Below are 24,709 nucleotides of genomic sequence, written 5' to 3'. Positions count from 1 at the left end.
AAAATTCTTAAGCGCAAAAACAAGACACAAAAAGCCGCATTGCCAATGGGTTGCCATCCGGCACCCCGCGGCAAGCGGCATCGCGTGTCCTGAACCTCCCCAGCCCCATACGTACGAAGCGCTGCGCGACGGCACCCCATGTCCCGAACTGTGGAGGAACGCGGGATATAGGGCGGCTGTAGGAAAGTGTCAAAGGGGTAGCCTGCGTCTTGGTCGCCCGGTTCCTGCATGCCAGAATGCGTGCCATGCGATACGTCATCCCGTCCCTGCTTCTTGGCCTCGCCCTTCTCGCCTTCATAGGTACCATCTCCAACGTCCATGAACGTCGGCAGATACGGGAACAGGCCGATGCACAAGCCGAGGCCCGCTTTAACGAACGCCTCTCACCGCAGTATGACCGCGAGGTTTCGTTTCGCGGCGTCACCCGTTTCTATTTCGAGATAAACACCATCCTACTTTGCCTCGATGAGGCCGTTCCCTGCCGCACACCGATCAGCACCTCGGGTATGCCAATGGAATGCTGGGTTGAAAATAAGGACAAAGACAAGAGGCATATCCCCAATGGAGCCATGATCGAAGGCGTCGGCCGCGTGGCCACACGGCCGGGAGGATTCGGCCATATGAATTTATATGAATGCCAGCTTCAGATCAGCGAGTGGCACATCGTGCCTCCGCATCCATAGGCAAAATGATCAATTTGCCGTTTATCAATAAATTTCTTGACGTATGGCGCAAAATAATATTGTTTTTCGATATACAGAATATCGGAGATCAATATGAACAGCCCCTCCCCCATCCCGCTCGCCGCCAGCCGTTTCCTCGCCAGCGCCGGCCGTATCATTTGCACCGTGGTGGCCATCCTGTTGCTGATCATCGCCGCCACGCTGGCGGTCGCGTGGCCCGCTGTGATCGCCGAGGCAGTCGAGAAAGGCATGGAACTGAAAGTCGCGGACATCCAGCCTTGGGCAAGCCTCGCCCTGCTCGGCGCGGCCGTCATGCTGGCGATGGGGGCACGCATGTTCCAGCGCCTTGGCTGGATTCTCAATTCCGTCTCACAAGGCGATCCCTTCACCGTCGATAACAGCCGCCGCCTCCGGCACATCGGCTGGCTGATGATCGGCATTCAGATCGTCGGCATGGTCACCGGCTGGATCGGCACCCGCCTGCCGCCCAATCACAACATCACCGTCGATTTCGACTTGTCGCTCAGCGGCCTGTTCGCGGCCTTCCTCGCCTTTGTCGTCGCGCAACTGTTCGAACAGGCCCGCGCCATGCGCGAGGAACTGGACGGCACCGTCTGATGGCGATCACCGTCAAACTCGATGACCTTCTCCACGCCCGCCGCATGACGTTGACGGAGCTGTCGGAAAAGGTCGATATCACCCTCGCCAACCTCTCCATCCTGAAGACAGGCAAGGCCAAGGCGATCCGCTTCTCCACGCTGGAGGCGATTTGTGCGGCGTTGGAGTGCCAGCCGGGGGAGCTGCTGGGGTACGAGCGGGAGCCGTAAGAAAAGCCCCTCCCCTGTCAGGGGAGGGGTTGGGGTGGGGGCTAACCGCCAGCACAAGGCCTCCCACGGAAACACCGGCCGGCGGCCAAGCCGCCGAGTCCGGTTGAGGCAAAAGAAACAGACAGAAAGAGCGCGGCAAAGCCGCGCCGTCGGACACGACAAAGGGCCGGGGATTTGCATCCCCGGCCCTTCGCGTGCCGTCCGAAGTTACGTCGAGTCTGCGAGTTAGCGCTGCGCGCTAATCGCAGCCGACTTCACTTGAGCTCAACAGTCGCACCAGCTTCTTCAAGCTGCTTCTTCAGCTTTTCAGCTTCGTCCTTGTTCACGCCTTCCTTGACAGCCTTCGGAGCGGATTCCACCAGGGTCTTCGCTTCGGTGAGGCCCAGGCCGGTGATGGCGCGGACTTCCTTGATGACGTTGATCTTCTTGCCACCGTCGCCGGTGAGGATCACGTCAAACTCGGTCTTTTCTTCAGCAGCCGGAGCAGCAGCGCCGCCAGCGCCCGGGGCAGCAGCCACGGCCACGGCCGCAGCGGCGGAAACGCCCCACTTTTCTTCCAGCAGCTTGGACAGTTCCGCCGCTTCCAGCACGGTCAGAGCGGACAGCTCTTCAACGATCTTGTTCAGGTCAGCCATTTGAATTCTCCTAATCTATCAGGCCGCGGCGCTGTCGCCATAGGCCGCAAACACGCGCGCCAGCTTCGCGGCCGGGGCCGTCGAAAGTTGCGCAATCTTCGTCGCAGGTGCCTGCAACAGACCCACCAGCTTCGCCCGGAGCTCGTCGAGAGACGGCAGTTCGGCAAGCGCCTTCACACCGTTCGCATCAAGCATCGTGCCCGCCATCGAAGCGCCGACAATTTCAAACTTGTCGGTGGTCTTCGCGAACTCGATTGCGATCTTTGCAGCCGCAACCGGGTCAACGGACGTGGCAAGACCCACAGGGCCGACCAGAAGCTGGCCGATGTCCTGATAGGGCGTGCCTTCCAAGGCAATGCGGGCAAGCCGGTTCTTCGTCACCTTGAACTGCGCGCCAGCTCCACGCATCCGCGTGCGCAGGTCGGAAACCTGCGCGACGGTGAGGCCATGGTTGCGGGTAATCACCACAACCTGGGTCTCACCCAGCGTCTGTGCGAGTTTGGCGACCAGTTCTTTCTTCTGGTTCCGATCCATGCTCACTCCTTGCATCAACTGCCCCCCCGAATTGAGGAGCAGCCAGAGAGCCATGGTGCGTCGAAAAAACCCCGCGCGGGGGCAAATCCGGGCCTCATGGCCCGCCCGAAAAGGATCGCCGGCAAGCCGGGGAACCCCCGCTTGCAAATCCCTCTCCGCCATCGCACGGCACCGGAGGGCAACACGTTCCTCGTCTCATGCAGGCCCAACTGGCTTAAGCGGGAATCTCTCCCCACACCTGCAATCTCGGACGGCCCGCAGCAGGCAAAGCCCACCACGGCGAACGCGCGCCTATACAGGGATTCCGCCGCTGGTCAAGATTTTGCGGCGGAAAGCCCCATCCGCTCAGACCAGCTCCACCCGGCCCGATTTCAGGTCATAGAAAGAGCCGACGATCAGCAGCTTCTTCTGCGCTTCCAGATCGCGCATCACCGGCGAACGCTCGCGGATCAGCTGCACGCTCATCTTCACATGCGTGCGCCCCACGGCATCGACGAATTCCGGATTCTTCGAGGTGCGCGCACCCGCATACTCCGTCGCGTCGATGGCGTTCATGAAGCGCGCCAGCAGCAGCGTCAGATTGCCCAGCCGCGCGCCGTCGATCGCCCCCTTGATCGCCCCGCAGGCGCTGTGCCCCATCACCATCACCACCTTGGCGCCGGACAGGGCCGTGGCAAACTCCATGGAACCCAGCATGTCATCATTCACGGCGTTGCCCGCCACCCGCGCATTGAACGCCTGGCCGATGCCGATGTCGCAGATCACCTCCACCGGCGCGCGGCTGTCTACGCACGACAGGAACATGGCCGCCGGATGCTGCCCGCCCGCGGTGCCGCGCTGTTCGGCCAGCCAGTCGCGCGGCTGCGGCTTCCCGGCCACGAAACGCGCATTGCCCTTCAGGATCAGGTCCACGATCTGTTCGGGCGTCAGCTTGTCGCGCATCTCGGCCGTCAGCACCTGCGCACTCGCCGCGCTGGCAAACCCGGCCACAGCCATCGCACCCACGGCCGAAAGCCCGAACAGGCTGCGCCGATCCATCCCGCTGCAACCGCAGCCCTCCCCATGCTCATGCTCTGCCATCACCAACTCCTTCACGCGGGGCCAAACGCCCCCCCGCCAACCAATTGCGGGCAATCATGACAACCACGATCCTTGATGCGGAACAATGTGAAATGATGCAAAGGTTGCTGATTTAATTCACGTTCGGCACACTGGGCCATCACTGCTGTTTCAGGAAAGGACTTTGGCATGATGAAATCGGCAATGCTTGCCACTCTGGCCGTCGCAGCCTTCGCACTGGCCGGTTGCCAGACCTCCACGGGCAGCGGCGCGGCGCGTGGCGCGGCCATGGGCACGGCCACTGGCGGCAGTGCCGCCGCAGGCGCAGTCGTTGGCGGCACTGTGGGTGCCACGCAGGGCAGCAGCACCTCGCAGGGCGCCGTCAGCGGCGCGGCGCGCGGTGCGGCATTGGGAGCCGCCACCGGCGGCAGCGCGGCCACCGGGGCGATCATCGGCGGCACCTCGGGCGCGATCCGCGCCGCCAACGCCAGCGAACCGGCCGGCACCTGCTATGAAGTCGCCACCGGCAAGCAGGTTCCCTGCCCGCAATAAACCCGGCAGAGCGGCGCACCCGCAAGGGTGCGAGACGGCGAAACAAAGAAAGGCCAGGGCTTCCCCTGGCCTTTCCCCGTTTGGCTATGGACGTGCGATCAGGCGCGCGCTGTGCCAGTGCGGCGACGCATCATCACACCAACCATCCCGAAGCCGCTGATCAGCAGCGCCCATGTGGCCGGCTCGGGCACGGCACCCGCGGGCGAGATTTCTCCCCAGAACCAGCTCTGCTTGTCCTGATCCGACGAGATGGCACGGTAAACCGACACATCCGGCGAGGCGGTCCAGTCACCGCTGTTGATGGAATCGGCCCAATCCAGAATCAGGCCGGTGGTGACGAGATTGCCAGTGCCATCATTGGCAATACGGAAATAGTAGGACGGGTCGTCCGGGGTGATCGACGCACTCGGATTATCGATGATGATCCACGTCAGCGTTTGCAACGCCACGGAATAGGTCGACATATCCATCCAGAGCGCATCGTAGACCGGGTTATAGGTCAGCGAGCCATTGGCGGCGACATAGGCGTCGATCTTTGCATCAAACAGCGGAAGCGCGTTGGAGAACAGCGTGGTCAGTTGCCCATCACGCCAGTCCCCATAAGAAACGACACCGCTGCTAACGGCGTAACTCTCTGCCAGATGATCGGAATTCCACAGCTCCGCGCAGAAGCTATAGACTGTGCCGACCCCAGCAATCTCGAAAACCTGGCCCGAGTAATAGTTGGAAGATACGCTGCCCCCATAGTTCACAGTCACCGCAGCCGATGAATCCGTCAGAAACCCCTGCTTGGTGATATCGGATCCGTAGATGGTGGTCGCGGCAGCCGGTGCGGAAAGGCTTGCCAAAAGCAAGGCAAGCCCCATACCTTTTGAAATCAGTTTCATGTCCATGCCCTTCCCTGTTAAAAGGGGAAGGGCATTTGCATGCAACCTTCCCCCTCCCGATAATTGTCATACAAGGAAAGGGCATTTTCAATGTACGGGATGTAATATTTGAAATTTTTTATCGTTAACAATATTCAATATTCTACATAGATGTAAAAGAATTCGAATTTCTATTCGTTTTTCTTTCCAGACACCCCGCCCTTTAAGGCCATGTCGCACCAGTTGACGCTCAAGCGATGCACATCGCCCCTACGTTTTTGCGGCGGCGAACCGCGGCCCCCGTCAGGCCGAAGCCCGCGATCATCAGCGCCCAGCTCGCAGGCTCGGGAACGCCCGGCACCACCGGCGCCTTTGCCTCCATCACCACATTGTCCAGCCCCACACCCAGGTTCGACGAACCAAGGCTCTTGCTGGCGTAAAGCCCGATGGTCACCGGCGCGCCGGTGCCTGCGAAGCCATAGCTGTAACGCACCCAGTTGAAGCCGTTCGTTGCCCCGGGCTGCACAGTGTAGCTGCCCGCCAGCGCATTGTTGACATAGAGGTCAACCGTCGCCGCGCCATAGCTGCCATTGTAGTAGACAGCGCCTACATCGAACGAGACCAGATAATTGGTGCCAGCCGTGGTGGCGACACCGTTCGACAATACCCCGGCCCCACGCCCGACATTGCCCGTCAGATCGAGCCACTGCACGCCGTCGGTGCCCGTCAGCCCGGCAAAGGCGGAGTTGTTCGTCAACTGCACAACAGCATCGCCGCCCGGCAGTTTGTCCACCGTCCAGCCGGTCATCGCCGTGCTGCCAAGCCCATAAAAAGCGATGTTGGTCGACATCGCCGAGAGCACAGGCTGCTCGAAACTGCCGTTGGTCAGCAGGTTTGCCGCCTGTGCGCCGCCAGATAAAGCTGCGAAGGTTAACGCCGTGAAACCAATGCGAAAAATCATCTTCATGTCAGTGCCCCTGTTGATGATTTCGCCCGGTATGACTGCCGGTTTCAACCGTCAACGGGGGGCCTGAAGATTGTCGGATTTCTACAAGTCGGCGCGTCCGTCAGCGCCATTTCCGGCGCAATGTCGCGCGCTGGCGGCCCGCACGGGGATCTGCGTTTCGCTCTTGTCATAGCCGGTCAGCTGCCCGGCCTTTTCCATCTCGTCCGCCAGCCGCCCGGATTCCGCATAGAGCGCACAGGCCTCCCGCGTCCGCCCGGCCACCGCCAGCGTATCCGCCAGGCTTGCCTGCGCCTTCATCAGCAGCCGCCGCCTGTCGGCATCGCCGGGCCGTGCCGCATGCCACGCCCGCCGTTCCGCCACTGCTTCGCCCAGCACCGGAATGGCGCGCGCATAATCGCGCATGCCCGCCAGCGCCTGCCCGTAAGACAGCCGCGTCACCCACACCCACACCCGCACCGCTTCGTCGCTGGGATCGGCGCGCGCCACCCCTTGCCAGCCAGACAGCGTATCGGCGAGGATGGGCGCGGCTTCCACCGGCCGCTGCATCTGGATCAGCGTGCTGCCCAGATTCCACTTCTGCCGCAGCAGGGACCAGCGCAACCGGCCATCCTCCGGCCAGCGCTTCAGCCCGCTCTCAGCCGCCGACACCGCCTGTTTGTATGTGCCCAGCGCACCCTCCATATCTTGCAGATAGTAGAGCGCCTCGGCCTCGAAATCGAGCGCGCGAGTATTCTGCAGCGCCTGCAACGCATCGCCGTCCGCCACGCGCTCCACCTTCCGCGCGGCCTGAACAGAGCGGGTATAATCCCCTTTCCAGCCCTGAATCGCGCTTTCAGCCAGCCACCAGTCCCCCGTCAGCCCGCGCATCCCGTCTTGCAGCGCCACCGAGCGCGATTGCTCCAGCAATTGCGTGGCGTCGGCCAGATCGCCATCGCCCGCCGCCTGCCGCGCCGCCTCGATCTGCACCTTTGCGCGCACTGCGGCGGCCTCTGCGCCCGGATCGCCTTGCAGCAACGCCAGCGCCTGCCGCAACGAACCCCGCGCGGCGCTGCGGTCGCGCAGGCTCGGCCGGTCGATCGCATTCTGCAGAACCGCCAACCGCCGATAGCCTTCGGCGGCCTCCTGCTTCAACGCTGGCGGCGCATCGGGCAGCGTCGCCACCCGGCCCAGCACCTGCACGGCCTCTTTGGCCAGCGCTGCCCGCACCGCCACCGTGCCGGGCTGGCTATCCAGCTGATCGTTCAGCGCCGCCACCTGCGCTCCTGCCAGCCGCTTCAGATCCGCCACGCTGGCATCGGCCACCTGCGCGGTTTCGGCCGCGCGCTTCCCCATCCACAGCGCGCTCGCCGCCGCCACCGCCAGCAGCAGCAGCGCCAGCGTCAGCCACGGCCGGCGCGGGGCCGGTTCAACCACCACCGGAACCGGACCATCGGCCACCGCCGCCGCGCCGTCCCGGTCTTTCTCCACCCAGGCCTTCAGCTCATGCTCATAGGCGAACACAGGCGCGCGCGGCTCCCCCGGAACCCGATGCACCGGCAACCCGCGAGACGCTTCCCAGCGTTTCACGGTGCGCTCGTCCACCCCGAACCAGCGGCCGATTTCCTTCCAGCCGCGCAGGCGCACAGCTTTGCCTGCAACTGCCGTGTCTGAAAGGGATTCCGACGCCATATGCCCAGTCTAACCGGCCCGCCCCCTCCTGTCATCGCCCCCGATGTCCTGACATGCCCCGATCTGCCCCGACACGGGGGGACGATTAACCTCCGGCTTCCGCCCTAGCTTTGCGGTGTGACGCGGAAGGGATCGCGCCACGAAAAACAGGGGTATCGAAATGACTTTCAAGACACGCTTATTGCTCGCGGGGCTCGCTCTCACCGCCGCCACCGGCGCGCAAGCCGAACATGCCGTGATCTACGCGCCTTCCACCAACAGCTTTGCGTCCGCACAGGCGCACCAGGGCCCGTATGTGCAGTACAGCGCTGCCAATGTGCGCGACACCACGGTTAACACCTTATATGCAGGGCCCGGCGGCACGGCCACCTATGGCCCGCTCTCAACAACCAGCAGCAGCGTCGCCGCCACCCTGCCCGGCGGCAGCGGCGACTATGTGTTCGGTTCGTCGGCCAGCGCCAGCGCAAACCTCGCGGCCGGCACGCTGAAGGCCAGCGTCGGCGCCTATGGGCCGGACTTTTTCGGAGGCCCGCTCGGCTTTGCGACAGCCGAACTCAGCGACACCATCTACTTCACCAACAGCACCGGTGGCGATCTCTCGGTCACCTTCCGCTACAGCTTCGACGGCAGCGTGATCGACAGCAACGGCACCTCCAATCCCGGCGGCCTCGCCACGCTGGTGCTCGGCTGCGATTACTGGCTCTGCTACAACGGCAACGGCCTGTCCTCCGCCATCCGCTTCGCCAAATCCGGAGAGCAGGTGGGCGACAATATCCACGCCTTCTTCGATGAAAACGGCATCGACCTGTTCGCCCGCAACATCTACGGTGACCAGAATAAGCTGTTCGACCGGTTCGACGTGTGGGACGGCAGCAACGGTGGCAGCGCAATCGACGGCTGGATCCAAACCACGCTGCTGATCCCGACTGGCCAAACGTCGCTCGGCCTGCTGGCCCGGCTCAGCCTCGATTGCCGGGGCGGCTCCAACTGCGACTTCGGCCACACCGGCACCTTCGGCCTCGTCGGCGATCTGCCGGAAGGCCTCACCATGGGTTCGGCATCGGGTGTGCTTCTAACCGCCGTGCCCGGAACCGGTGTCGGCGGCGTGCCGGAACCGGCCACATGGGCCATGCTGATCCTCGGCTTCGGAGCTGTAGGTGCCGCCGCGCGCCGCCAGCGCGCCCATCGGGTGACCGCCTGATCCCGCAATCCAGGCGGAACAGGGGGCGTGAAGGAAGGGTCGGGGGCAACCCCGGCCCTTCCCGGCCCCGAAAGAATTCAGCCATTCTCAAGGCGATCGAACGCAAAGCCGCGGCTCCGTCTCATCGACATTCACGCGCCGCTTTCGGGGGGCTGCACGGCCGATGTCCCGTCATGCCCCGACCTGCCCCGACACGGGGGGACGATTAACCAACCGTTTCGGTGGCACCAAAAACCCCGCGCGGCCAGCCAAGGGGGCACAGCCGCCCGAACCAACAGGAGAGTTCACCATGCGCACCCTTCTCGCCAGCCTCGCAGGGGCGATGCTGCTTGCATCCCTTCCCTCGGCCGCCAGCGCCGCCGTCTGCCCGACAGGGCCGGCCACCATCCTTACCTACAACATCAACTCGCTGGACGTGGCCGTGGACAATGTGATCCACTTCAACACCAATCCGGGCTGCGGTGCCGGGCGCGGCGGCACCTTCAGCTTCGAAGGCAATGCCAGCACCTCCTTCGACCTCTGGTATGGCGAACCGCAGTCGCAACTCTTCCTGATGGGCACCGCGCAAAACCTGCCGGGGGACCCCGAAGGTCAGAAGCATATCGTGATCTTCGGCAACACAGACTGGGTGGCCGGCGCCGAAGACATTGCCTGGGGCACGCTGTTTCCGACCATCCTTGAAGGGCAATTGATCGCCGCGCTGGAAGATGCCGCCACGGGTGAAGGGCAGCAAAGCTCCTATGATCTGATCGACAGCTTCTGGTTCGATCACGCCTTGCCGTCCGGTCTTTTTTTCGGCCCGAACTCGGACTTCACGGTGATCGCCTTCAGCACCGGCCAGATCATCGGCAGCGGCAACGTCACCAGCACCAGTGTGCTGCCCGCCGTGCCGGAACCGGCCACATGGGCCATGCTGATTGCCGGATTCGGACTGGTAGGTGCCGCAGCGCGCCGCCGTCGCGCCCTTGCGGCAAGCGCCTGATCCCGGATCGAGGGCTAAGGGAAAGGCTCTGGGGAACCCGGGCCTTTGCAACGAAAAAGAGGCCGGGGTTTCCCCCGGCCTCTTTCCGTTTTCAGTGATGTGAAAGGCTCAGGCCCCGACAGTCGCCGGGTCCACCTTCACGCCCTTGCCCTGCGTGGAGCTGAGCGAGATCTTTTCCACATACTTCCCCTTCGCGCCCGACGGCTTGGCCTTCACCAGCGCATCGAGGAACGCATCGAGGTTCGCCTTCAGGTCTTCCTGCGGGAAGCTCGCCTTGCCAAGCCCGGCGTGGATGATGCCGGCCTTTTCAACGCGGAACTCGATCTGACCGCCCTTGGCGGCCTTCACGGCTTCGCCGACGTTCATCGTCACGGTGCCCAGCTTCGGGTTCGGCATCAGGCCCTTGGGGCCCAGCACCTTACCGAGGCGACCCACCAGACCCATCATGTCGGGCGTGGCGATGCAGCGGTCGAAGTCGATGGTGCCGCCCTGCACGATTTCCAGCAGGTCTTCGGCGCCAACCACATCGGCACCGGCGGCAAGCGCTTCCTCGGCCTTGGGGCCACGGGCGAACACGCCCACGCGCACCGTCTTGCCGGTGCCCTTGGGCAGCGTCACCATGCCGCGAACCATCTGGTCGGCGTGGCGCGGATCGACGTTCAGGTTCACCGCGACTTCGATGGTTTCATCGAACTTGGCCGTGGCGTTCGCACGCACGATGCCCAGCGCTTCGTCGACAGGATACAGCTTCAGCGCTTCGACGGTCGAGGCGAGAGCCTTGCTCTTCTTGGTCAGCTTGGCCATCGGATCAGCCCTCCACCACTTCAAGGCCCATCGCGCGGGCGGACCCTTCGATGGTCTTCATGGCCATCTCGATGTCGTTCGCGTTCAGGTCCTTCATCTTCGTCTCGGCGATCTCGCGGATCTGCGACTTCTTCACCTTGCCGGCGGGCGCGCCCTTGCCCGGCGTGGTCGCGCCGGACTTCAGGCCAGCCGCCTTCTTCAGCAGGAAGCTGGCAGGCGGGGTCTTGGTGATGAACGAGAAGCTGCGATCGGCGTAAACCGTGATCACCGTGGGGATCGGCATGCCCGGTTCAAGGCTGCCGGTGGCAGCGTTGAAGGCCTTGCAGAATTCCATGATGTTCACGCCGCGCTGACCCAGCGCAGGCCCGATCGGCGGGCTTGGGGTGGCTTTACCAGCTGCAACCTGCAGCTTGATATAGCCGGTAATCTTCTTGGCCATATTCCATGCTCCAAAAATCAGGTTCGGGTGGAAACCCACCCTCCCCTCCGGTTAAGCGGCCGTGTGGTCCATACGGATCAGGGCGAACCCGTCACCTCCCACGATGTCATGCCTGTCCGACCGCGGCTCAGGCATCGTTCCCCTTGCGGGAGAATTACTTGGTCTTTTCGACCTGCTCGAAATCCAGTTCCACGGGCGTTGCGCGCCCGAAGATCGAAACCGAAACCTTCACACGCGACTTCTCATAGTCGATTTCCTCGACCAGACCCGAGAAGCTGGCGAACGGGCCGTCCAGCACCTTCACCGAATCGCCGATCTCGAAGTTCGCCTTCTTCTTCGCCTTCGGCGCAGCGGCGTCGGCTTCGGCCTTGGTGCTCAGGATGCGGGCGGCCTCAGCCTCGGAAATCGCCTGCGGCTTGCCGGAAGACCCAAGGAATCCAGTCACCTTCGGCGTGTTCTTCACAAGGTGATAGACCTGATCGTTCATTTCCAGCTTGGCCAGCACATAGCCCGGGAAGAACTTCCGCTCGCTCTGCACCTTCTTGCCCCGGCGGACTTCCGTCACCTTTTCGGTGGGAACCTCCACGGCCTCGACCATGCCTTCCAGCCCCAGACGGGCCGCGTCAGACACGATCTGGTCGCGCACCTTGTTCTCGAAGCCGGAATAGGCGTGAATGATGTACCAGCGCGACATTCCAATTACGCTCCAAGGCCAAGGAAGAATTTCACCGCCCGGCCGAGCACCTGGTCCACGCCCAGGAAGAAGACGGCAAGGATCGACGTCATGATCAGCACGAGGATGGTCGTGCGAATGACTTCAGGGCGCGACGGCCATACGACCTTCGCGGTTTCCTGTCTCACCTGCCGGACAAACTCGCCCGGGCTCGTCTTCGCCATTCGCTTCAACCTTCCATCCGTCGCTGGATATGGCCCGAATCAGCTATCCGGCCTTTCACCAACAACAACTCCCGGCAGACGCCCCCTCGTTCGGAAAGCATCGGCCGGGCCGAAAATCTGCGCCCGCCCTCCAGCGACTTGGGGGTTGCAACCGCCCTGTTCAAGGCGTCTGTTCCCAAGGCGTTGGCAGGAGTGGAGGGACTCGAACCCCCGGCCCTCGGTTTTGGAGACCGATGCTCTACCAACTGAGCTACACTCCTACGGAGCGCGGGTGCGGGGCTATAAGGGACAGTGCCCGGAGAGGCAAGCGGCAAGATCGGCGGATCGCACGACACTTGCCACTGTGCCCCCGGATGGCGGGAAAAGCCCTCCCGCCCCGAAATCAGCCTTTGCACCGCGCGGCCTGACTGTGTAGCAGCCGCCCCCCCATGTCCACTCCGCCCGCCCTGCCTGCCTCTGCCATCGGTCTCGATTTCGGCACCACCAATTCGGTGGCCGCCCTCGCGCGTGACGGCGTTTCCACTTTGCTGGAATTTGATGCACCGGATGGCAAAACCACCGCCTTCCGCTCCGCGCTCTGCTTCTGGGAAGATGAAACCGCGCGCGGCGGCATCGCGGCCGAGGCCGGGCCATGAGCTATCGCCGAATATCTCGGCTTCCCGCAGGGCAGCCGCTTCCTGCAATCCTTCAAATCGGTCGCGGCCAACGCCAGCTTCGAACATGCCACCATCTTCGAACGCCGCCTGAAGTTCGAGGATCTGGGCCGCAGCTTCCTGCAAAAACTGGCCCAACGCGCGCACGGCGCATTGGGCGGAGCCGCCCGGCTGATCGTCGGGCGGCCCGTCGTCTATGCCGGGCCGCGCCCCAATGAGGCGCTGGCACGGCAACGCTATGACGCGATGTTCGCCGGGCTGGGCGCAGAGCTGCATTATGTGTTCGAACCGCTGGGGGCCGCGTTCAGCTATGCCTCGCGCATCGGCGATCCGGCGACCATCCTCGTCGCCGATTTCGGCGGCGGCACCAGCGACTTTTCCGTGGTGCGGATCGAAGCGCCGGGTGCGACGCGGCGCTGCGTGCCGCTGGGCCATGCCGGTGTGGGCATCGCAGGCGACCGCTTCGACGCGCGGATCGTCGATCATCTGGTGCTGCCGCTGCTGGGCAAGGGCGGTCGCTATCGCTCGTTCGACAAGCTGCTGGAAATCCCGCCCGGCTATTTCACCGATTTCGCGGACTGGTCGAAGCTTGCCCTGATGCGCAACAAGCGCACGATGGCCGAACTGGAAACGCTGCGCCGCGCCGCGACAGACCCGGACGCCATCGGCCGGATGATCGCCATCATCGAGCAGGAACTGGGCTTCCCGCTGCACGAGGCCGTCGGGCAGGTGAAGCGCCAACTCTCTGCGGCCGACAGTGCGCAGTTCCGCTTCAGCGGGGCCGGGCTGGCCATCGAAGCCGAGGTCAGCCGCGCCGAGTTCGAAACATGGATCGCCCCGGACATCCGCCTGATCGAGGACGCAGTGGACCGCGCGCTGGCGATGGCGAACATGCCGCCCGAAGGCATAGACCGGGTGTTCCTGACGGGCGGCTCCTCGCTGGTGCCGCGCGTGGCCCGGCTGTTCGCGGAGCGCTTCGGCGAGGAGCGGATCGCCACGGGCGGCGAACTCACCTCCATCGCCCACGGCCTCGCCCTGATCGGCGAACAGCCGGACCTCGGCGCCTGGACGGCCTAAGAGCCTGTTTTCCGGAAGTTGAGCGACACCCGCCCGCCCTGCAAGGCAAAGCCCGCGCCATCGGCATCCGGCGCCAGCTTCACGCCCGGCCCGACAAAGCCGTCTGCCTGAGGCTTCAGCACCAGCGTGGACAGCACCTTCGTCATATCATCGGCGGGCGACACCGTCAGCTTCAGCCCATCGCCCTCGCGCTGCACATTGTAGATCACCGGCAGGTCCGGCGAGCGATAGGCCCCGTCCGCCAGTGCCCCACCCGGCGGCGCGACCACAGGCGGCAACCCTTCGTTCATCGCCGCGACGATGCCGTTCAGCTGCACATTGGGCACGATGTCGCCATCGTTGCACAACAGCGCCATGCCCAGCCGTTTCGCTGGCAGCCGGGCGTAAATCGTCTTGAAGCCGCGCGCGCCGCCGGTGTGCCAGAACCAGTCCGGCCCGACGATCACGCCCGAGGCATAGGATTGGTAGGACCGCTCGGCCGGGCGGACGGCGCTGCCGTCGTTCAACCGGCCCGGCTCCAGCATCAGTTTGCGAACGGCAGGCGTCCACACCTTGTGGCCGCTGTCGATATCGCGGTCATATTTGGCGAGATCGTTGATGGTGGTGATCAGCCCGCCGGAGCCGCCGAACAGCGGGTAGCTGTCTGCCGCCTGCCGCTTGCCGTCGCTGGTGGCGGTGCCATGCGCAATGTTCGGATCGCGGCTGCGCGCGCCATCCATGATGAAGCTGCGCGTCATCCCCATCGGCTTCAGCACGGCGCGGTTCACATAGGCCGCGAACGGCTCGCCGGAGAGGCGCTGGATGATCTCCGCCAGCAACAGATATCCGCCGTTGGAATAATCATAGCGGCTGCCCGGCTCGAACTTGGTCGCCGTCTGCGCCAGAGTCAGCGCCAGCGCCTGTTCGCGCGTCGCCGCCGCCACATCGCTGTGCCCGGCGAACGACAGCAGCTCCAGCGAATCGCGGATCCCCGCCGTGTGGTTCAACAGCATCGCCGGCGTGATCTTGCGGCCATAATCCGGCAGTTCCGGCAGATAGGTGCGGATATCCGCATCCAGCTTCAGCTTGCCCTGCGCCACCAGCTGCATCGCCGCCAGCGCGGTGAACTGCTTCGAAACCGAGGCGGCATAGAATTGCGTATCCGCGTTCATCAGCCGCCCGCTGGCCATATCCGCCGCGCCTGAACTGGCAAAGCGCACCAGCCGCCCGTCGCGGAACACGCCCAGCGCACAGCCCGGCGTGGAGAGATTCGGCTCCCCGCCCAGCGCCGTCTGCACCGGATCGGGCGCAGCCGCCACCGGCACGGCGGGCAAGGTGGCAAGCAACAACAGGGTGACGCGGCGCTTCATCTATTTCCCTTCCTCAAACCGATCCGAAACGCGTGACCCAACCTTTAACCCTCAGCCGCCCCAGAAGCCGGGGGCGGGTGGCAGCAACAGCCCGCCAGAGGCCTGCACACCGCCGATCCTGTCGTTGGCAAGCCACAGCGGCCCATCCAGATCGGCGAAATCCGCCTCAGCCGCCACATGCAGCGCGGGCACGATGGACAGGGAGGTGCAGATCATGCAGCCCACCATCACCGCGAAGTCGCGCGCCCGCGCCGCCGCCAGCAGCTCCAGCGCCCCGGTCAACCCGCCGGTCTTGTCCAGCTTGATGTTCACCATGCCATAGCGCCCGGCCAGCAGGTCCAGATCGTCCGCCGTGTGGCAGGATTCGTCCGCGCACACGGGCACGCGCGGGGCAAAGCCCTGAAGCTCGCTGTCCGCGCCAGAAGGCAGCGGCTGCTCCACAAAAGCGATCTTCAATTCCTCCAGCAGCGGCTGCAACCGCTCCAGCAACGCCATGGTCCAGCTTTCGTTCGGGTCCACGATCAGCTGCGCCTCCGGGGCGGCATCCCGCACCGCCTTCAGCGCGCTGGACGGGTCATTCGCGTCCACCTTCACCTTGATCAGCCGCGCGTCCGCAATTTTCGCGGCAGCCGCCCCCATCACCTCGGGCGCGTCCAGCCCCACCGTCAGCGCCGTCACAACAGCGCCGGGTTCCCCCCGCCCGATCAGCCGCGCCACGCTGGTGCCGCCCTGCGCGGCTTGCAAATCCCACAACGCGCAATCCACCGCGTTGCGCGCCGCGCCCGCAGGCAGCAGCCGCGCCAGATCGTCGCGCGGAACCGCCCCCTCGAACGCCGGGGCAAGCGCCTCGATCTGCGCCAGCACGCTGGCCGGAGTTTCGCCGTAACGGGCGTAGGGCACCGCCTCGCCCCGCCCCACCGTATCGCCATCGCGAATTTCCACCGTCACCACTTCGGCGACCGTCTTCACGCCACGGGAAATGCGGAACGGCCGCTCCAGCGGCCATTGTTCCACGCGCGATGTCAGCAGCAGGGGCATCAGTCGGCAGTCTCCGCGAAGGTCTCGATCAGCCGGTCGGCGATGCGATCCACCCCCATCGCCACGGGATCCTGGCAAGGCAAGCCCAGTTCATCCTCCACCGCGCGGCACGCGGCTTCCGCCTCCGCGCGGGGCAGCGCGGAGGTGTTCAACGCCACGCCCACCGCCACCACATCGGGCGACGTCAGCCGCGCCGCCTGAAGATTGGCGTCCAGACATTGCTTCAGCCCCGGCAGCGCCCGCCCGGCCAGCCCGCGCATATGCTGGCGGCCGCTCTCATGGCACAGCAGCAGCGCGTTCGGCTGCGCCCCATGCAGCAACCCCAGCGAAACGCCCGCGAACGAAGGGTGGAACAGAGACCCCTGCCCCTCGATCAGATCCCAGCCGCCGTCCGTGCGCGCAGGCGAAATCCACTCCGCCGCGCCGGAAATGAAATCGGCGACCACGGCATCAATCGGCACCCCGCCCTGCGCGATGAAGATGCCGGTCTGCCCTGTCGCGCGGAAATCCGCCGCAATGCCCCGCGCGCGCAATTCCCGCTCCAGCGCCAGCGTGCTGTACATTTTGCCCACCGAGCAATCCGTGCCCACCGTCAGCAGCCGGTTGCCCGCGCGCGCCCGGCCATTGCCCACGTCCAGATGCGCGGGCGGCTCCCGCACGTCGAACAGTTGCAAATTCCGCGCGGCGGCAGCCGCTGCAATCGCCGGGTTCGCCCCCAGCCGCTGGTGCAGGCCGGAGGCCACGTTCAGCCCCGCCTCCAGCGCGGCCAGCACATCCGCCACCATCGCCTCGCTCAGAGTCCCGCCCGCATTGGCCACGCCCACGATCATCGTGCGCGCGCCCGCCGCCGCAGCTTCCGCGAACGACAGCTGCGGCAGCCCCAGCGTGATGGCGCTGCCCGGCGAGCGATACTCGCCAAGGCACAATTCCGGCCGCCACACCGCAACCCCGCGCGAGGTTTTCACGGAAAGCTCATCCTTCGGCGCGCCCAGATAGAGAAGATAGGGAAAGGGGATCATCACGGCCTCGAAACTGCTATGGTTGCGCAAGCCGCTCCTTGTCCGGGCACCCGCCGCCGCCGTCCAGAATGAAGGCGTCGGCCATCCATAGTCTGAAGCTATGCTTTCCCGGCCTCGATGGCGGCCTGCATCGCCCGTACAAACGCCTGCGCCACCCGAGACAGCGGGCGATCCACCAGATGGATGCAGTAAACGCCGAACGTCGATGTCCGCGCCAGCGGCCGGTAATCCAGATCGGCCCCCGCCGTCGCGCGGGCGGTGAATTCGTCCACCACGGCGATCCCGGCCCCCTCTCGCACCAGCGCCGCCGCCACATAATAGGTTTCCACCGAAATCGCCGCGCGCGCCACCCGCCCGGCCTCGATCTCGCCCGCCGCCAGCGTGTCGATGGAGCCGCTGCCGGACAGGCGAATGAGGTCGAACCCGCCCAGCGCCTCGACAGACAGGCGCGCGGGCGCATCGGGAATATCCTGCCTGCGGAACAGCAGCACCAGTTCGCCCGAACCGATCCGCACATCGGCCAGCCGGGGGTGGCGGGCCGCATCATAAGCCACGGCGATATCGGCGTTCCGCTCATACAGGGACCGCAGGATGTCCACCCGGTGCACCGTCCTGATCTCGAATGACACATCGGGATTGGCCTTGCGGCACATCGCCACCGCCGCCGGAGTCACCTGCAACCCCAAAGAGGGCAGCACCGCCAGCCGCAGATGCCCGCCGCCGCCGCGCCGCAGATTCCGGGTGGTTTCCTGCAGGGATTCGATGCGCCCCTGCAGGTCGCTCACTTCCTCGAACAGCAGATGCGCCTCCTCCGTCGGCACCAGCCGCCCTTTCACCACCCGGAACAGGGTGAAACCGATCTGCGCCTCCGCATGGCGCAACACCTTGCTGATCGACGGCTGGGACACATGCAGCGCCCGCGCCGCGCCGCTGACAGAGCCGGTCTGATACACGGCGTGGAACACTTCGATATGGCGCAGCTTCATCATGGCGGGCCAAAGCATACACAGCCCGCGCGCCGCCGCCAGCCAGATAACCTGTATCTATGGATGATGCGCAAAGTTGACGGTTCCCATTCGCGGATTTCCGCCGATACTGCCCCCGCCCCGGCGACCCCCGCCGAAGCCCGCACACCGGAAAGTCGCCGCCTTGCTCCACCGCCCCGCCCTGCTCTCCGCCATCGCCGCAACATTGCTCGCAACACCCGCGCTGGCGCAAAAGCAGGCCGATCTGGTGATCAGCGGCGGCACGATCTACGATGGCAGCTCCCCCACCCCCATCACCGGCGACGTCGCCATTCTGGCCGACCGGATCGTCTATGTCGGCCCGTCCGCCGCCAACCCCTATGCGGGCAAACGCACGATCAGCGCGAAGGGCCAGATCGTCGCCCCCGGCTTCATCGATCCGCACACCCATGCGGATGCCTTTTTCATGGGCAAAACCGCACAGGAGCGGTTGGTGCTGCCCTGGCTGATGCAGGGCGTCACCACCATCTTCACCGGGGTGGATGGCTATGGCCAGCCGGGCGGCAAGGTGGCGGTCGGCAAGCTGTTCGATCATGTGAAAACCAACGGCGTCGGCCTCAACCTTGGCACCTATGTCGGCTTTGGCGCGGTGCGCGGGGCCGTGATCGGGGAAGCGGATCGCCCGCCCACGGCGGACGAACTGGCGCGGATGAAATCGCTGGTGGCGACCGGCATGTGCGAAGGTGCGCTGGGCCTCTCCGCCGGGCTGTTCTATGCCCCGCAAAGCTTTGCGAAAACGGATGAAGTCGTCGCCGTCGCCCGCGAAGCCGCCCGGCGCGGCGGCGTTTACGACACCCACCAGCGCGACGAATCCTCCTACAATATCGGCGTGATGAATTCCACGCGGGAGGCGATCTCCATCGGCCAACAGGCGGGCATGCCGGTGCATTTCGCGCATCTGAAAACCCTGGGCGTCGATGTGCAGGGCAAGGCGGCGGAACTGGTCTCCATTATCGACGAAGCCCGCGCAAAGGGCCTGAACGTCACGGCGGATCAATATCCGTGGGAAGCCTCCGGCTCCGCGCTGGAACCTTCGTTGCTGCCGCGCTGGGCGCTGGATGGCGGCCGCCCGGCCATGCTGGCGCGTTTCGCGGACCCGGCGCAACTGGCGCGCATCCGCACGGAAATGGTGGAAAACCTCCGCCGTCGCGGCGGCGCGCAATCGCTGCTGCTCACCCGCCCCGGCCTGCCGTGGAGCGGCAAGCGCCTGTCCGAAATCGCCGCGATCTGGGGGGTGGAGCCGGTGGACGCCGCACTCCGCATCATCCGCGAGAGCGAAAACGGCACCGCCGTCGTCTCGTTCAACATGGCAGAGGGCGATATCAAGCTGCTGATGCAGCAACCATGGGTCGTCACCAGCTCAGACGGCTCCGCAGGCCACCCGCGCATGTATGCGACCTTCCCGCAGAAGTATGCGAAATATGTGCTGCAGGAACATACGATCAGCCTCGCCGACTTCATCAATTCCAGCACCGGCCGCACGGCGGACCAGTTCCGGTTGCAAGGCCGTGGCCATCTGCGCCCGGGCTATTACGCAGACGTGGTGGTGTTCGATCCCGCCACCTACCGCCCCCGCGCAGACTATCTGAACCCCACCGAACTGACGACAGGAGTCACCACCCTGCTCGTTAACGGCCAACTCGCGATCGACGGCGGCAAGCCCACCGGCACAGCCGCAGGCCGACCGATCCGCCACATCCCGCCATCGGGCAGCTGCGACTGATCGACCCCGATCTCAGGGGGTGATGGTCAGGGCAAGCACGCCGCCGCCGTCAATCCGCCAAAGAGGCGTTGTCGATCACGAAGCGGTATTTCACGTCGCTTTTCACCATCCGGTCATAGGCGGCGTCGATGTCCTGAATGCGGATCATCTCGATATCGGCGACGATCCCCTTCTCGGCGCAGAAATCCAGCATCTCCTGCGTTTCGGCGATGCCGCCGATCAGCGATCCGGCGATGGCGCGTCGCTTGAAGATCAGCGCAGAGACATCGGGCGACGGGTGCGCATGTTCCGGCACCCCCACCAGCGTCAGCGTGCCGTCCCGCTTCAGCAGCGCGGTGAAGGCATCCAGATCGTGGCTCGCCGCCACCGTGTTCAGGATGAAATCGAAGCTGTTGCGGTACGCCTTCATCTCGTCGCGGTTGCGCGACACAACCACTTCGTCCGCCCCCAGCGCCAGCGCATCCTGCCGCTTCGCGTCGGATGTGGTGAAGGCCACCACATGCGCGCCCATGGCATGCGCCAGCTTCACGCCCATATGCCCCAGCCCGCCGATGCCGACGACACCCACTTTGCTGCCCGGCCCCACCTTCCAGTGGCGCAGCGGCGAGTAAGTGGTGATCCCCGCGCACAGCAGCGGTGCCACCGCCGCCAGTTGCTCCACAGGGTGGGTGATGCGCAGCACGAACTTGTCATTCACCACGATCCGCGACGAATAACCGCCCAGCGTATGCCCCGGCGCATCAGCGGTGCGGCCGTTGTAGGTGCCGGTGAAACCCTTCTCGCAATATTGCTCAAGCCCCTCGCCGCACGACGGGCAGCTCTGGCAGCTGTCCACAATACAGCCCACGCCCACGATATCGCCCGGCTTGAAACCGCTCACATGCGTGCCCACCGCGCTCACCTTGCCCACGATCTCGTGGCCGGGCACGCAGGGGTAGATGGTGCCGCCCCATTCGCTGCGCGCGGTGTGCAGATCGGAATGGCAGACGCCGCAATAGGCGATGTCGATCACCACATCATGCGGCCCGGCCTCGCGCCGGAAAATGTCCATCGCCTGAAACGGCTTGTCTGCGGCAACCGCAGCAAAGGCATTGACCATTCCGCAAATCCTTCCTTGAAAACCCCCGGCGGCCAGCGCCGCCCGAATCCCACTGGCCAGCTTTAGCGGAACAGCCCTTACCCGTCTCGCCTAATGCTTCTGGCCTAATGCTTCTGGTTGGACATCCGGTCGACCCAAGCGATGCCGATGGCGGACAGGATGAACATGCCGTGGATGATCGTTTGCCACATCACCGCCGCCTCGGTCACGCGCCCCGTCGGCGTGCCCATCGCGCCCGCCTCGATGAACGTCCGCAGCAGGTGGATAGAGGAAATGCCGATGATCGCCATCGACAGCTTCACCTTCAGCACCCCGGCATTCACATGGCTCAGCCATTCGGGCTGGTCCGGGTGCCCCTTCAGCCCCAGCCGCGAGACGAAGGTTTCATAGCCGCCCACGATCACCATGATCAGCAGGTTGGAAATCATCACCACGTCGATCAGCCCCAGCACCAACAGCATGATCTGCTGTTCGGTGAAGGTGAAGGCATGCGTCACAAGGTGCCACAATTCCTTCAGGAACAGGATTACATACACCACCTGCGCCACGATCAGCCCCAGATACAGCGGCAGCTGCAACCAGCGGGAGCTGAAGATCAGCAAGGGCAACGGGCGCAGCGGCGCGTTCAGGTCGGAAATCTCTGCAGAGCGTTCGGAATCAGCCATGATGCCGCCCGCTTAATGTTTCGCGAGCGTCACATCAACGCCCCTTCGGCTGGCCCCGCGACTTGCCCCAGCGGTTCGTCCGCGTCCCCGGCCGCCCGGCATCCGCCCGGCCCCGCACCGGCGCGGCGCGTTCAGTCGCGATGCCCAGTTCGTCCGCCTCCAGCCGGCGGATATCGTCGCGGATGCGCGCGGCCTCCTCAAATTCCAGATCGGCCGCCGCCTTCTGCATTTTCTTTTCCAGATCAGCGATATAGGCCTTCAGATTATGCCCAACCAGATGCGGTGTCTCCGCATCGATCTCCACCGTCAGATGGTCCTTCGCCGCCACATGCGCCACCACATCGGCAATCGCCTTCTTCACCGTGGCGGGCGTAATCCCATGCTCGGCATTATAGGCCTGCTGCTTCTCCCGCCGCCGCTCCGTCTCGGCCAGCGCCCGGTCCATGCTGCCGGTGCGATGATCGGCATACAGGATCACCCGCCCCTCCACATTGCGCGCCGCCCGCCCGATGGTCTGCACGAGGGACCGTTCGGATCGTAGAAACCCTTCCTTGTCCGCGTCCAGAATCGCGACAAGCCCGCATTCGGGAATATCCAGCCCCTCGCGCAGCAGGTTGATCCCCACCAGCACGTCATACACCCCCATGCGCAAATCGCGGATCAGCTCGATCCGTTCCAGCGTCTCCACGTCAGAGTGCATATAGCGCACCCGCATCCCCGCTTCGTGCAGGAATTCGGTCAGATCCTCCGCCATCTTCTTGGTCAGCGTCGTCACCAGCGTGCGATAGCCCTTTTCGGCCGTCGCCTTCGCCTCGGCGATCAGATCGTCCACCTGATCTTCAACGGGTCGGATTTCCACCGGCGGGTCCACCAGCCCCGTCGGCCGGATCACTTGCTCCACGAACACGCCGCCGGTCTGCTGCATCTCCCAGTCGCCCGGCGTCGCCGAGACGCTGACGGTCTGCGGCCGCATCAGATCCCATTCCTCGAACTTCAGCGGCCGGTTGTCCACGCAACTGGGCAGGCGGAAGCCATATTCCGCCAGCGTCACCTTCCGCACCCGGTCCCCCCGGCTCATCCCGCCGATCTGCGGCACCGTCACATGGCTTTCGTCCACGAACAGCAGGGCGTTCTCCGGCAGATATTCGAACAAGGTCGGCGGCGGCTCGCCCGGCAACCGCCCGGTTAGAAATCGGCTGTAATTCTCGATTCCCGCACATGATCCCGTCGCCGCGATCATTTCCAGATCGAAATTGGTGCGCTGCTCAAGCCGCTGATATTCCAGCAGCTTGCCTTCGGCCTCCATCTCCTTCAGCCGCTCGGTCAGCTCGAATTTGATCGCTTCGGTCGCCTGCTTCAGCGTGGGGCCGGGTGTCACATAATGGCTGTTGGCATAGATTTTCACGCTGTCCAACGATGCGATCCGGTTCCCCGTCAGCGGGTCGAACTCGGTGATGCTCTCGATCTCGTCGCCGAAGAACCCCACCCGCCACGCCATATCCTCATAGTGGGAGGGGAAAATCTCCAGCGTGTCGCCCTTCATGCGGAAACTGCCGCGCGCAAACGCCATCTCGTTGCGCTTGTACTGCAACGCCACCAGCTTCCGCACGATCTCGCGCGGGTCCACCGTCATGCCCTTCGTCAGGCTGAAGGTCATTGCCGAATAAGTCTCAACCGAGCCGATCCCATACAGGCACGAAACAGAGGCGACGATCAGCACATCGTCCCGCTCCAGCAGCGCCCGCGTCGCCGAATGGCGCATCCGGTCGATCGCCTCGTTTACGCTGGACTCCTTCTCGATATAGGTGTCCGTCCGCGGCACATAGGCCTCGGGCTGGTAATAATCATAATAGCTTACGAAATACTCCACCGCATTGTCGGGGAAGAAACTCTTGAACTCCCCATAGAGCTGTGCGGCCAATATCTTGTTCGGCGCCAGCACCAGCGCCGGGCGCTGCAACGCCTCCACCACCTTGGCCATGGTGAAGGTCTTGCCACTGCCCGTCACCCCCAGCAGCACCTGATCCTTCTCGCCCGCGTCCGCCTGCCGCACCAGTTCCGCAATCGCGGCGGGCTGGTCCCCCGCAGGCGCATAGTCGCTTTTCAGCACGAACCGCTTGCCGCCCTCGCTCTTTTCCGGCCGCGCCGGGCGGTTCGGCACATAATCCGCGCTCAGCGGAACATCGGCCAGACTGGTGCGAATCGCGATTGCCATCACCATAATCTAGGTGTTCGCCTTACGTTCCGCCAGAGGGGCCACGACAATCCACCTCTCCCCAAACCCTCCGCAAGCGCCTAAAGGCACCCCATGCCCACCCCGTTCGACATTTCATGGCCGCTTGGCATCCTGCTGTTCATCACCACCGTCGCCGCGATGGAGGTCGCCGCCATCCTCGGCCACAAATATGTGATGCACGGGTTCGGCTGGTTCCTGCACAAATCCCACCACACCCACCGCTTCGGCTGGTTCGAATGGAACGACCTCTATGGCGTGATGGGCGCGGCAGCCGCCATCAGCCTGTTCTGGCTTGGCGTGCAGGAACAATGGGGCACATTCTACGTCTGGCTGGCGTCCGGCATCACCGCCTATGGCGCGATCTACTTCGGCTTCCACGACATCATCGTCCACCGCCGCATCGAAACCGGCTACGTCCCGCGCTCCAACTATATGAAGCGCATCGTGCAGGCCCACCGCCTGCACCATGTGGTGGAAAGCCGGGACGGCACCGTCTCCTTCGGCTTCATCTACGCCCCCCCCATCGACGAACTGAAACGCCAACTCGCCGAAAACACCCGCACCGGCAAAGCCGTGGTGCGCCAGAACCCGGTGGGCCGGAACATGACGGGGCCGGCGTAGAAGCAGAAAAACACCGCCAGCGAATCCAGATGGCGATCAGCGTTAATTCTGATAAGGTCAGCAGATGATCCGAATTGGGGGAGGGGCACC

The 24,709-nt window shown here is 64.5% G+C and carries 25 protein-coding genes, 1 tRNA gene and 2 pseudogenes; 9 read left to right on the top strand and 19 right to left on the bottom strand.

Going from position 1 to position 24,709, the window contains the following annotated elements; all coding sequences use genetic code 11:
- Nucleotides 1-245 precede the first annotated feature (245 nt).
- The 3 genes from FJQ54_RS01815 to FJQ54_RS01805 all read left to right on the top strand — a co-directional run bounded on the left by FJQ54_RS01815 (nucleotide 246) and on the right by FJQ54_RS01805 (nucleotide 1,510).
- Nucleotides 246-683: a hypothetical protein gene (locus tag FJQ54_RS01815; RefSeq protein ID WP_140926581.1), complete on the top strand. Its 438-nt coding sequence runs from the start codon at nucleotides 246-248 to the stop codon at nucleotides 681-683.
- 93 nt (nucleotides 684-776) lie between these two features.
- Entirely contained in the window at nucleotides 777-1,301 is a 525-nt protein-coding gene (locus tag FJQ54_RS01810; protein ID WP_140926579.1) for a DUF2975 domain-containing protein, read from the top strand.
- Nucleotides 1,301-1,510: a helix-turn-helix domain-containing protein gene (locus tag FJQ54_RS01805; RefSeq protein ID WP_140926577.1), complete on the top strand. Its 210-nt coding sequence runs from the start codon at nucleotides 1,301-1,303 to the stop codon at nucleotides 1,508-1,510. Before FJQ54_RS01810 ends, FJQ54_RS01805 begins: the two co-directional genes overlap by 1 nt.
- Nucleotides 1,511-1,764: 254 nt before the next feature.
- Here FJQ54_RS01805 and rplL read toward each other — a convergent pair whose 3' ends face one another.
- The 4 genes from rplL to FJQ54_RS01785 form a co-directional block, all read right to left on the bottom strand.
- Nucleotides 1,765-2,145, bottom strand: a complete 381-nt coding sequence (gene rplL / locus FJQ54_RS01800) for a 50S ribosomal protein L7/L12 (protein WP_140926575.1) — start codon at nucleotides 2,143-2,145, stop codon at nucleotides 1,765-1,767.
- An 18-nt stretch (nucleotides 2,146-2,163) separates the two neighbouring features.
- The gene (gene rplJ / locus FJQ54_RS01795; protein ID WP_140926573.1) at nucleotides 2,164-2,679 is read right to left on the bottom strand and encodes a 50S ribosomal protein L10; all 516 of its coding nucleotides are present in this window, start codon (nucleotides 2,677-2,679) and stop codon (nucleotides 2,164-2,166) included.
- Between the two features lie 345 nt (nucleotides 2,680-3,024).
- Nucleotides 3,025-3,759, bottom strand: coding sequence for a carbonic anhydrase family protein (locus tag FJQ54_RS01790; protein WP_207790337.1), 735 nt, complete (start codon nucleotides 3,757-3,759; stop codon nucleotides 3,025-3,027).
- An 11-nt stretch (nucleotides 3,760-3,770) separates the two neighbouring features.
- The gene (locus FJQ54_RS01785; RefSeq protein ID WP_140926571.1) at nucleotides 3,771-3,953 is read right to left on the bottom strand and encodes a hypothetical protein; all 183 of its coding nucleotides are present in this window, start codon (nucleotides 3,951-3,953) and stop codon (nucleotides 3,771-3,773) included.
- Here FJQ54_RS01785 and FJQ54_RS01780 point away from each other — a divergent pair.
- Nucleotides 3,943-4,290 (top strand): hypothetical protein, encoded by a 348-nt coding sequence (locus FJQ54_RS01780; protein WP_140926570.1) that lies wholly within the window; start codon nucleotides 3,943-3,945, stop codon nucleotides 4,288-4,290. The genes FJQ54_RS01785 and FJQ54_RS01780 overlap by 11 nt on opposite strands.
- 98 nt (nucleotides 4,291-4,388) lie before the next feature.
- Here the strand turns inward: FJQ54_RS01780 and FJQ54_RS17715 are convergent, their stop codons facing one another.
- The 3 genes from FJQ54_RS17715 to FJQ54_RS01765 form a co-directional block, all read right to left on the bottom strand.
- Nucleotides 4,389-5,183 (bottom strand): PEPxxWA-CTERM sorting domain-containing protein, encoded by a 795-nt coding sequence (locus tag FJQ54_RS17715; RefSeq protein ID WP_235890274.1) that lies wholly within the window; start codon nucleotides 5,181-5,183, stop codon nucleotides 4,389-4,391.
- A gap of 223 nt (nucleotides 5,184-5,406) precedes the next feature.
- The gene (locus tag FJQ54_RS17710; RefSeq protein ID WP_140926569.1) at nucleotides 5,407-6,123 is read right to left on the bottom strand and encodes a PEPxxWA-CTERM sorting domain-containing protein; all 717 of its coding nucleotides are present in this window, start codon (nucleotides 6,121-6,123) and stop codon (nucleotides 5,407-5,409) included.
- An 81-nt stretch (nucleotides 6,124-6,204) separates the two neighbouring features.
- Nucleotides 6,205-7,791: a hypothetical protein gene (locus tag FJQ54_RS01765; RefSeq protein ID WP_140926568.1), complete on the bottom strand. Its 1,587-nt coding sequence runs from the start codon at nucleotides 7,789-7,791 to the stop codon at nucleotides 6,205-6,207.
- Nucleotides 7,792-7,951: 160 nt separating this feature from the next.
- Here FJQ54_RS01765 and FJQ54_RS17705 point away from each other — a divergent pair, with 160 nt between their 5' ends.
- On the top strand, nucleotides 7,952-8,992 hold the full coding sequence (locus tag FJQ54_RS17705) for a PEPxxWA-CTERM sorting domain-containing protein (RefSeq protein WP_235890273.1): 1,041 nt from the start codon (nucleotides 7,952-7,954) through the stop codon (nucleotides 8,990-8,992).
- An 883-nt stretch (nucleotides 8,993-9,875) separates the two neighbouring features.
- Nucleotides 9,876-9,974, top strand: a pseudogene (locus FJQ54_RS18050) (PEPxxWA-CTERM sorting domain-containing protein); the annotation flags it as partial.
- A gap of 108 nt (nucleotides 9,975-10,082) precedes the next feature.
- Here the strand turns inward: FJQ54_RS18050 and rplA are convergent.
- From rplA to FJQ54_RS01730, 5 genes are all read right to left on the bottom strand, one after another.
- Nucleotides 10,083-10,778, bottom strand: a complete 696-nt coding sequence (gene rplA / locus FJQ54_RS01750) for a 50S ribosomal protein L1 (protein WP_140926567.1) — start codon at nucleotides 10,776-10,778, stop codon at nucleotides 10,083-10,085.
- 4 nt (nucleotides 10,779-10,782) lie between these two features.
- Complete coding sequence (rplK, locus tag FJQ54_RS01745; RefSeq protein ID WP_140926566.1) at nucleotides 10,783-11,217, bottom strand: 50S ribosomal protein L11; 435 nt, start codon at nucleotides 11,215-11,217, stop codon at nucleotides 10,783-10,785.
- Between the two features lie 154 nt (nucleotides 11,218-11,371).
- A complete protein-coding gene (gene nusG / locus FJQ54_RS01740) occupies nucleotides 11,372-11,911 on the bottom strand; it encodes a transcription termination/antitermination protein NusG (protein ID WP_140926564.1) in 540 nt (179 codons plus the stop codon).
- Nucleotides 11,912-11,916: 5 nt separating this feature from the next.
- Nucleotides 11,917-12,114: a preprotein translocase subunit SecE gene (secE, locus tag FJQ54_RS01735; protein WP_140926563.1), complete on the bottom strand. Its 198-nt coding sequence runs from the start codon at nucleotides 12,112-12,114 to the stop codon at nucleotides 11,917-11,919.
- 184 nt (nucleotides 12,115-12,298) lie between these two features.
- Nucleotides 12,299-12,374: transfer RNA gene (locus FJQ54_RS01730), tRNA-Trp, on the bottom strand.
- A 168-nt stretch (nucleotides 12,375-12,542) separates the two neighbouring features.
- Here FJQ54_RS01730 and FJQ54_RS01725 point away from each other — a divergent pair.
- Nucleotides 12,543-13,844: pseudogene (locus FJQ54_RS01725) on the top strand (Hsp70 family protein).
- Here FJQ54_RS01725 and FJQ54_RS01720 read toward each other — a convergent pair.
- From FJQ54_RS01720 to FJQ54_RS01705, 4 genes are all read right to left on the bottom strand, one after another.
- Entirely contained in the window at nucleotides 13,841-15,193 is a 1,353-nt protein-coding gene (locus FJQ54_RS01720) for a serine hydrolase domain-containing protein (protein ID WP_140926561.1), read from the bottom strand. The pseudogene FJQ54_RS01725 and the gene FJQ54_RS01720 overlap by 4 nt on opposite strands.
- A 51-nt stretch (nucleotides 15,194-15,244) precedes the next feature.
- On the bottom strand, nucleotides 15,245-16,231 hold the full coding sequence (gene dgcA / locus FJQ54_RS01715) for an N-acetyl-D-Glu racemase DgcA (protein WP_140926560.1): 987 nt from the start codon (nucleotides 16,229-16,231) through the stop codon (nucleotides 15,245-15,247).
- Nucleotides 16,231-17,250: an N-acetyltransferase DgcN gene (gene dgcN, locus FJQ54_RS01710; protein WP_181159962.1), complete on the bottom strand. Its 1,020-nt coding sequence runs from the start codon at nucleotides 17,248-17,250 to the stop codon at nucleotides 16,231-16,233. The genes dgcA and dgcN overlap by 1 nt, the downstream gene beginning before the upstream one ends.
- 98 nt (nucleotides 17,251-17,348) lie before the next feature.
- A complete protein-coding gene (locus tag FJQ54_RS01705; protein ID WP_235890271.1) occupies nucleotides 17,349-18,239 on the bottom strand; it encodes a LysR family transcriptional regulator in 891 nt (296 codons plus the stop codon).
- A gap of 160 nt (nucleotides 18,240-18,399) precedes the next feature.
- Between FJQ54_RS01705 and FJQ54_RS01700 the strand changes: the two genes are divergently transcribed.
- Nucleotides 18,400-19,998 carry an N-acyl-D-amino-acid deacylase family protein gene (locus tag FJQ54_RS01700; protein ID WP_235890270.1) on the top strand — a complete coding sequence of 533 codons (1,599 nt, stop codon included), beginning with the start codon at nucleotides 18,400-18,402 and terminating at the stop codon, nucleotides 19,996-19,998.
- Between the two features lie 49 nt (nucleotides 19,999-20,047).
- On the opposite strand, the gene FJQ54_RS01695 is transcribed toward FJQ54_RS01700, so the two are convergent.
- The 3 genes from FJQ54_RS01695 to uvrB form a co-directional block, all read right to left on the bottom strand.
- A complete protein-coding gene (locus FJQ54_RS01695; RefSeq protein WP_140926558.1) occupies nucleotides 20,048-21,097 on the bottom strand; it encodes an NAD(P)-dependent alcohol dehydrogenase in 1,050 nt (349 codons plus the stop codon).
- A gap of 104 nt (nucleotides 21,098-21,201) precedes the next feature.
- Nucleotides 21,202-21,762 carry a TIGR00645 family protein gene (locus tag FJQ54_RS01690; RefSeq protein WP_140926556.1) on the bottom strand — a complete coding sequence of 187 codons (561 nt, stop codon included), beginning with the start codon at nucleotides 21,760-21,762 and terminating at the stop codon, nucleotides 21,202-21,204.
- Nucleotides 21,763-21,796: 34 nt separating this feature from the next.
- A complete protein-coding gene (gene uvrB / locus FJQ54_RS01685) occupies nucleotides 21,797-23,977 on the bottom strand; it encodes an excinuclease ABC subunit UvrB (protein WP_140926555.1) in 2,181 nt (726 codons plus the stop codon).
- Nucleotides 23,978-24,070: 93 nt separating this feature from the next.
- On the opposite strand from uvrB, the gene FJQ54_RS01680 reads away from it, so the two are divergent.
- Nucleotides 24,071-24,619, top strand: a complete 549-nt coding sequence (locus tag FJQ54_RS01680; RefSeq protein WP_140926553.1) for a sterol desaturase family protein — start codon at nucleotides 24,071-24,073, stop codon at nucleotides 24,617-24,619.
- Nucleotides 24,620-24,709: the final 90 nt, after the last annotated feature.

It is taken from the genome of Sandaracinobacter neustonicus, from assembly GCF_006385875.1.
GTDB classification, from domain to species: domain Bacteria; phylum Pseudomonadota; class Alphaproteobacteria; order Sphingomonadales; family Sphingomonadaceae; genus Sandaracinobacteroides; species Sandaracinobacteroides neustonicus.
The sequence above is the reverse complement of the archived record's forward strand: the minus strand, read 5'-3'. Positions and strand labels throughout refer to the sequence as shown.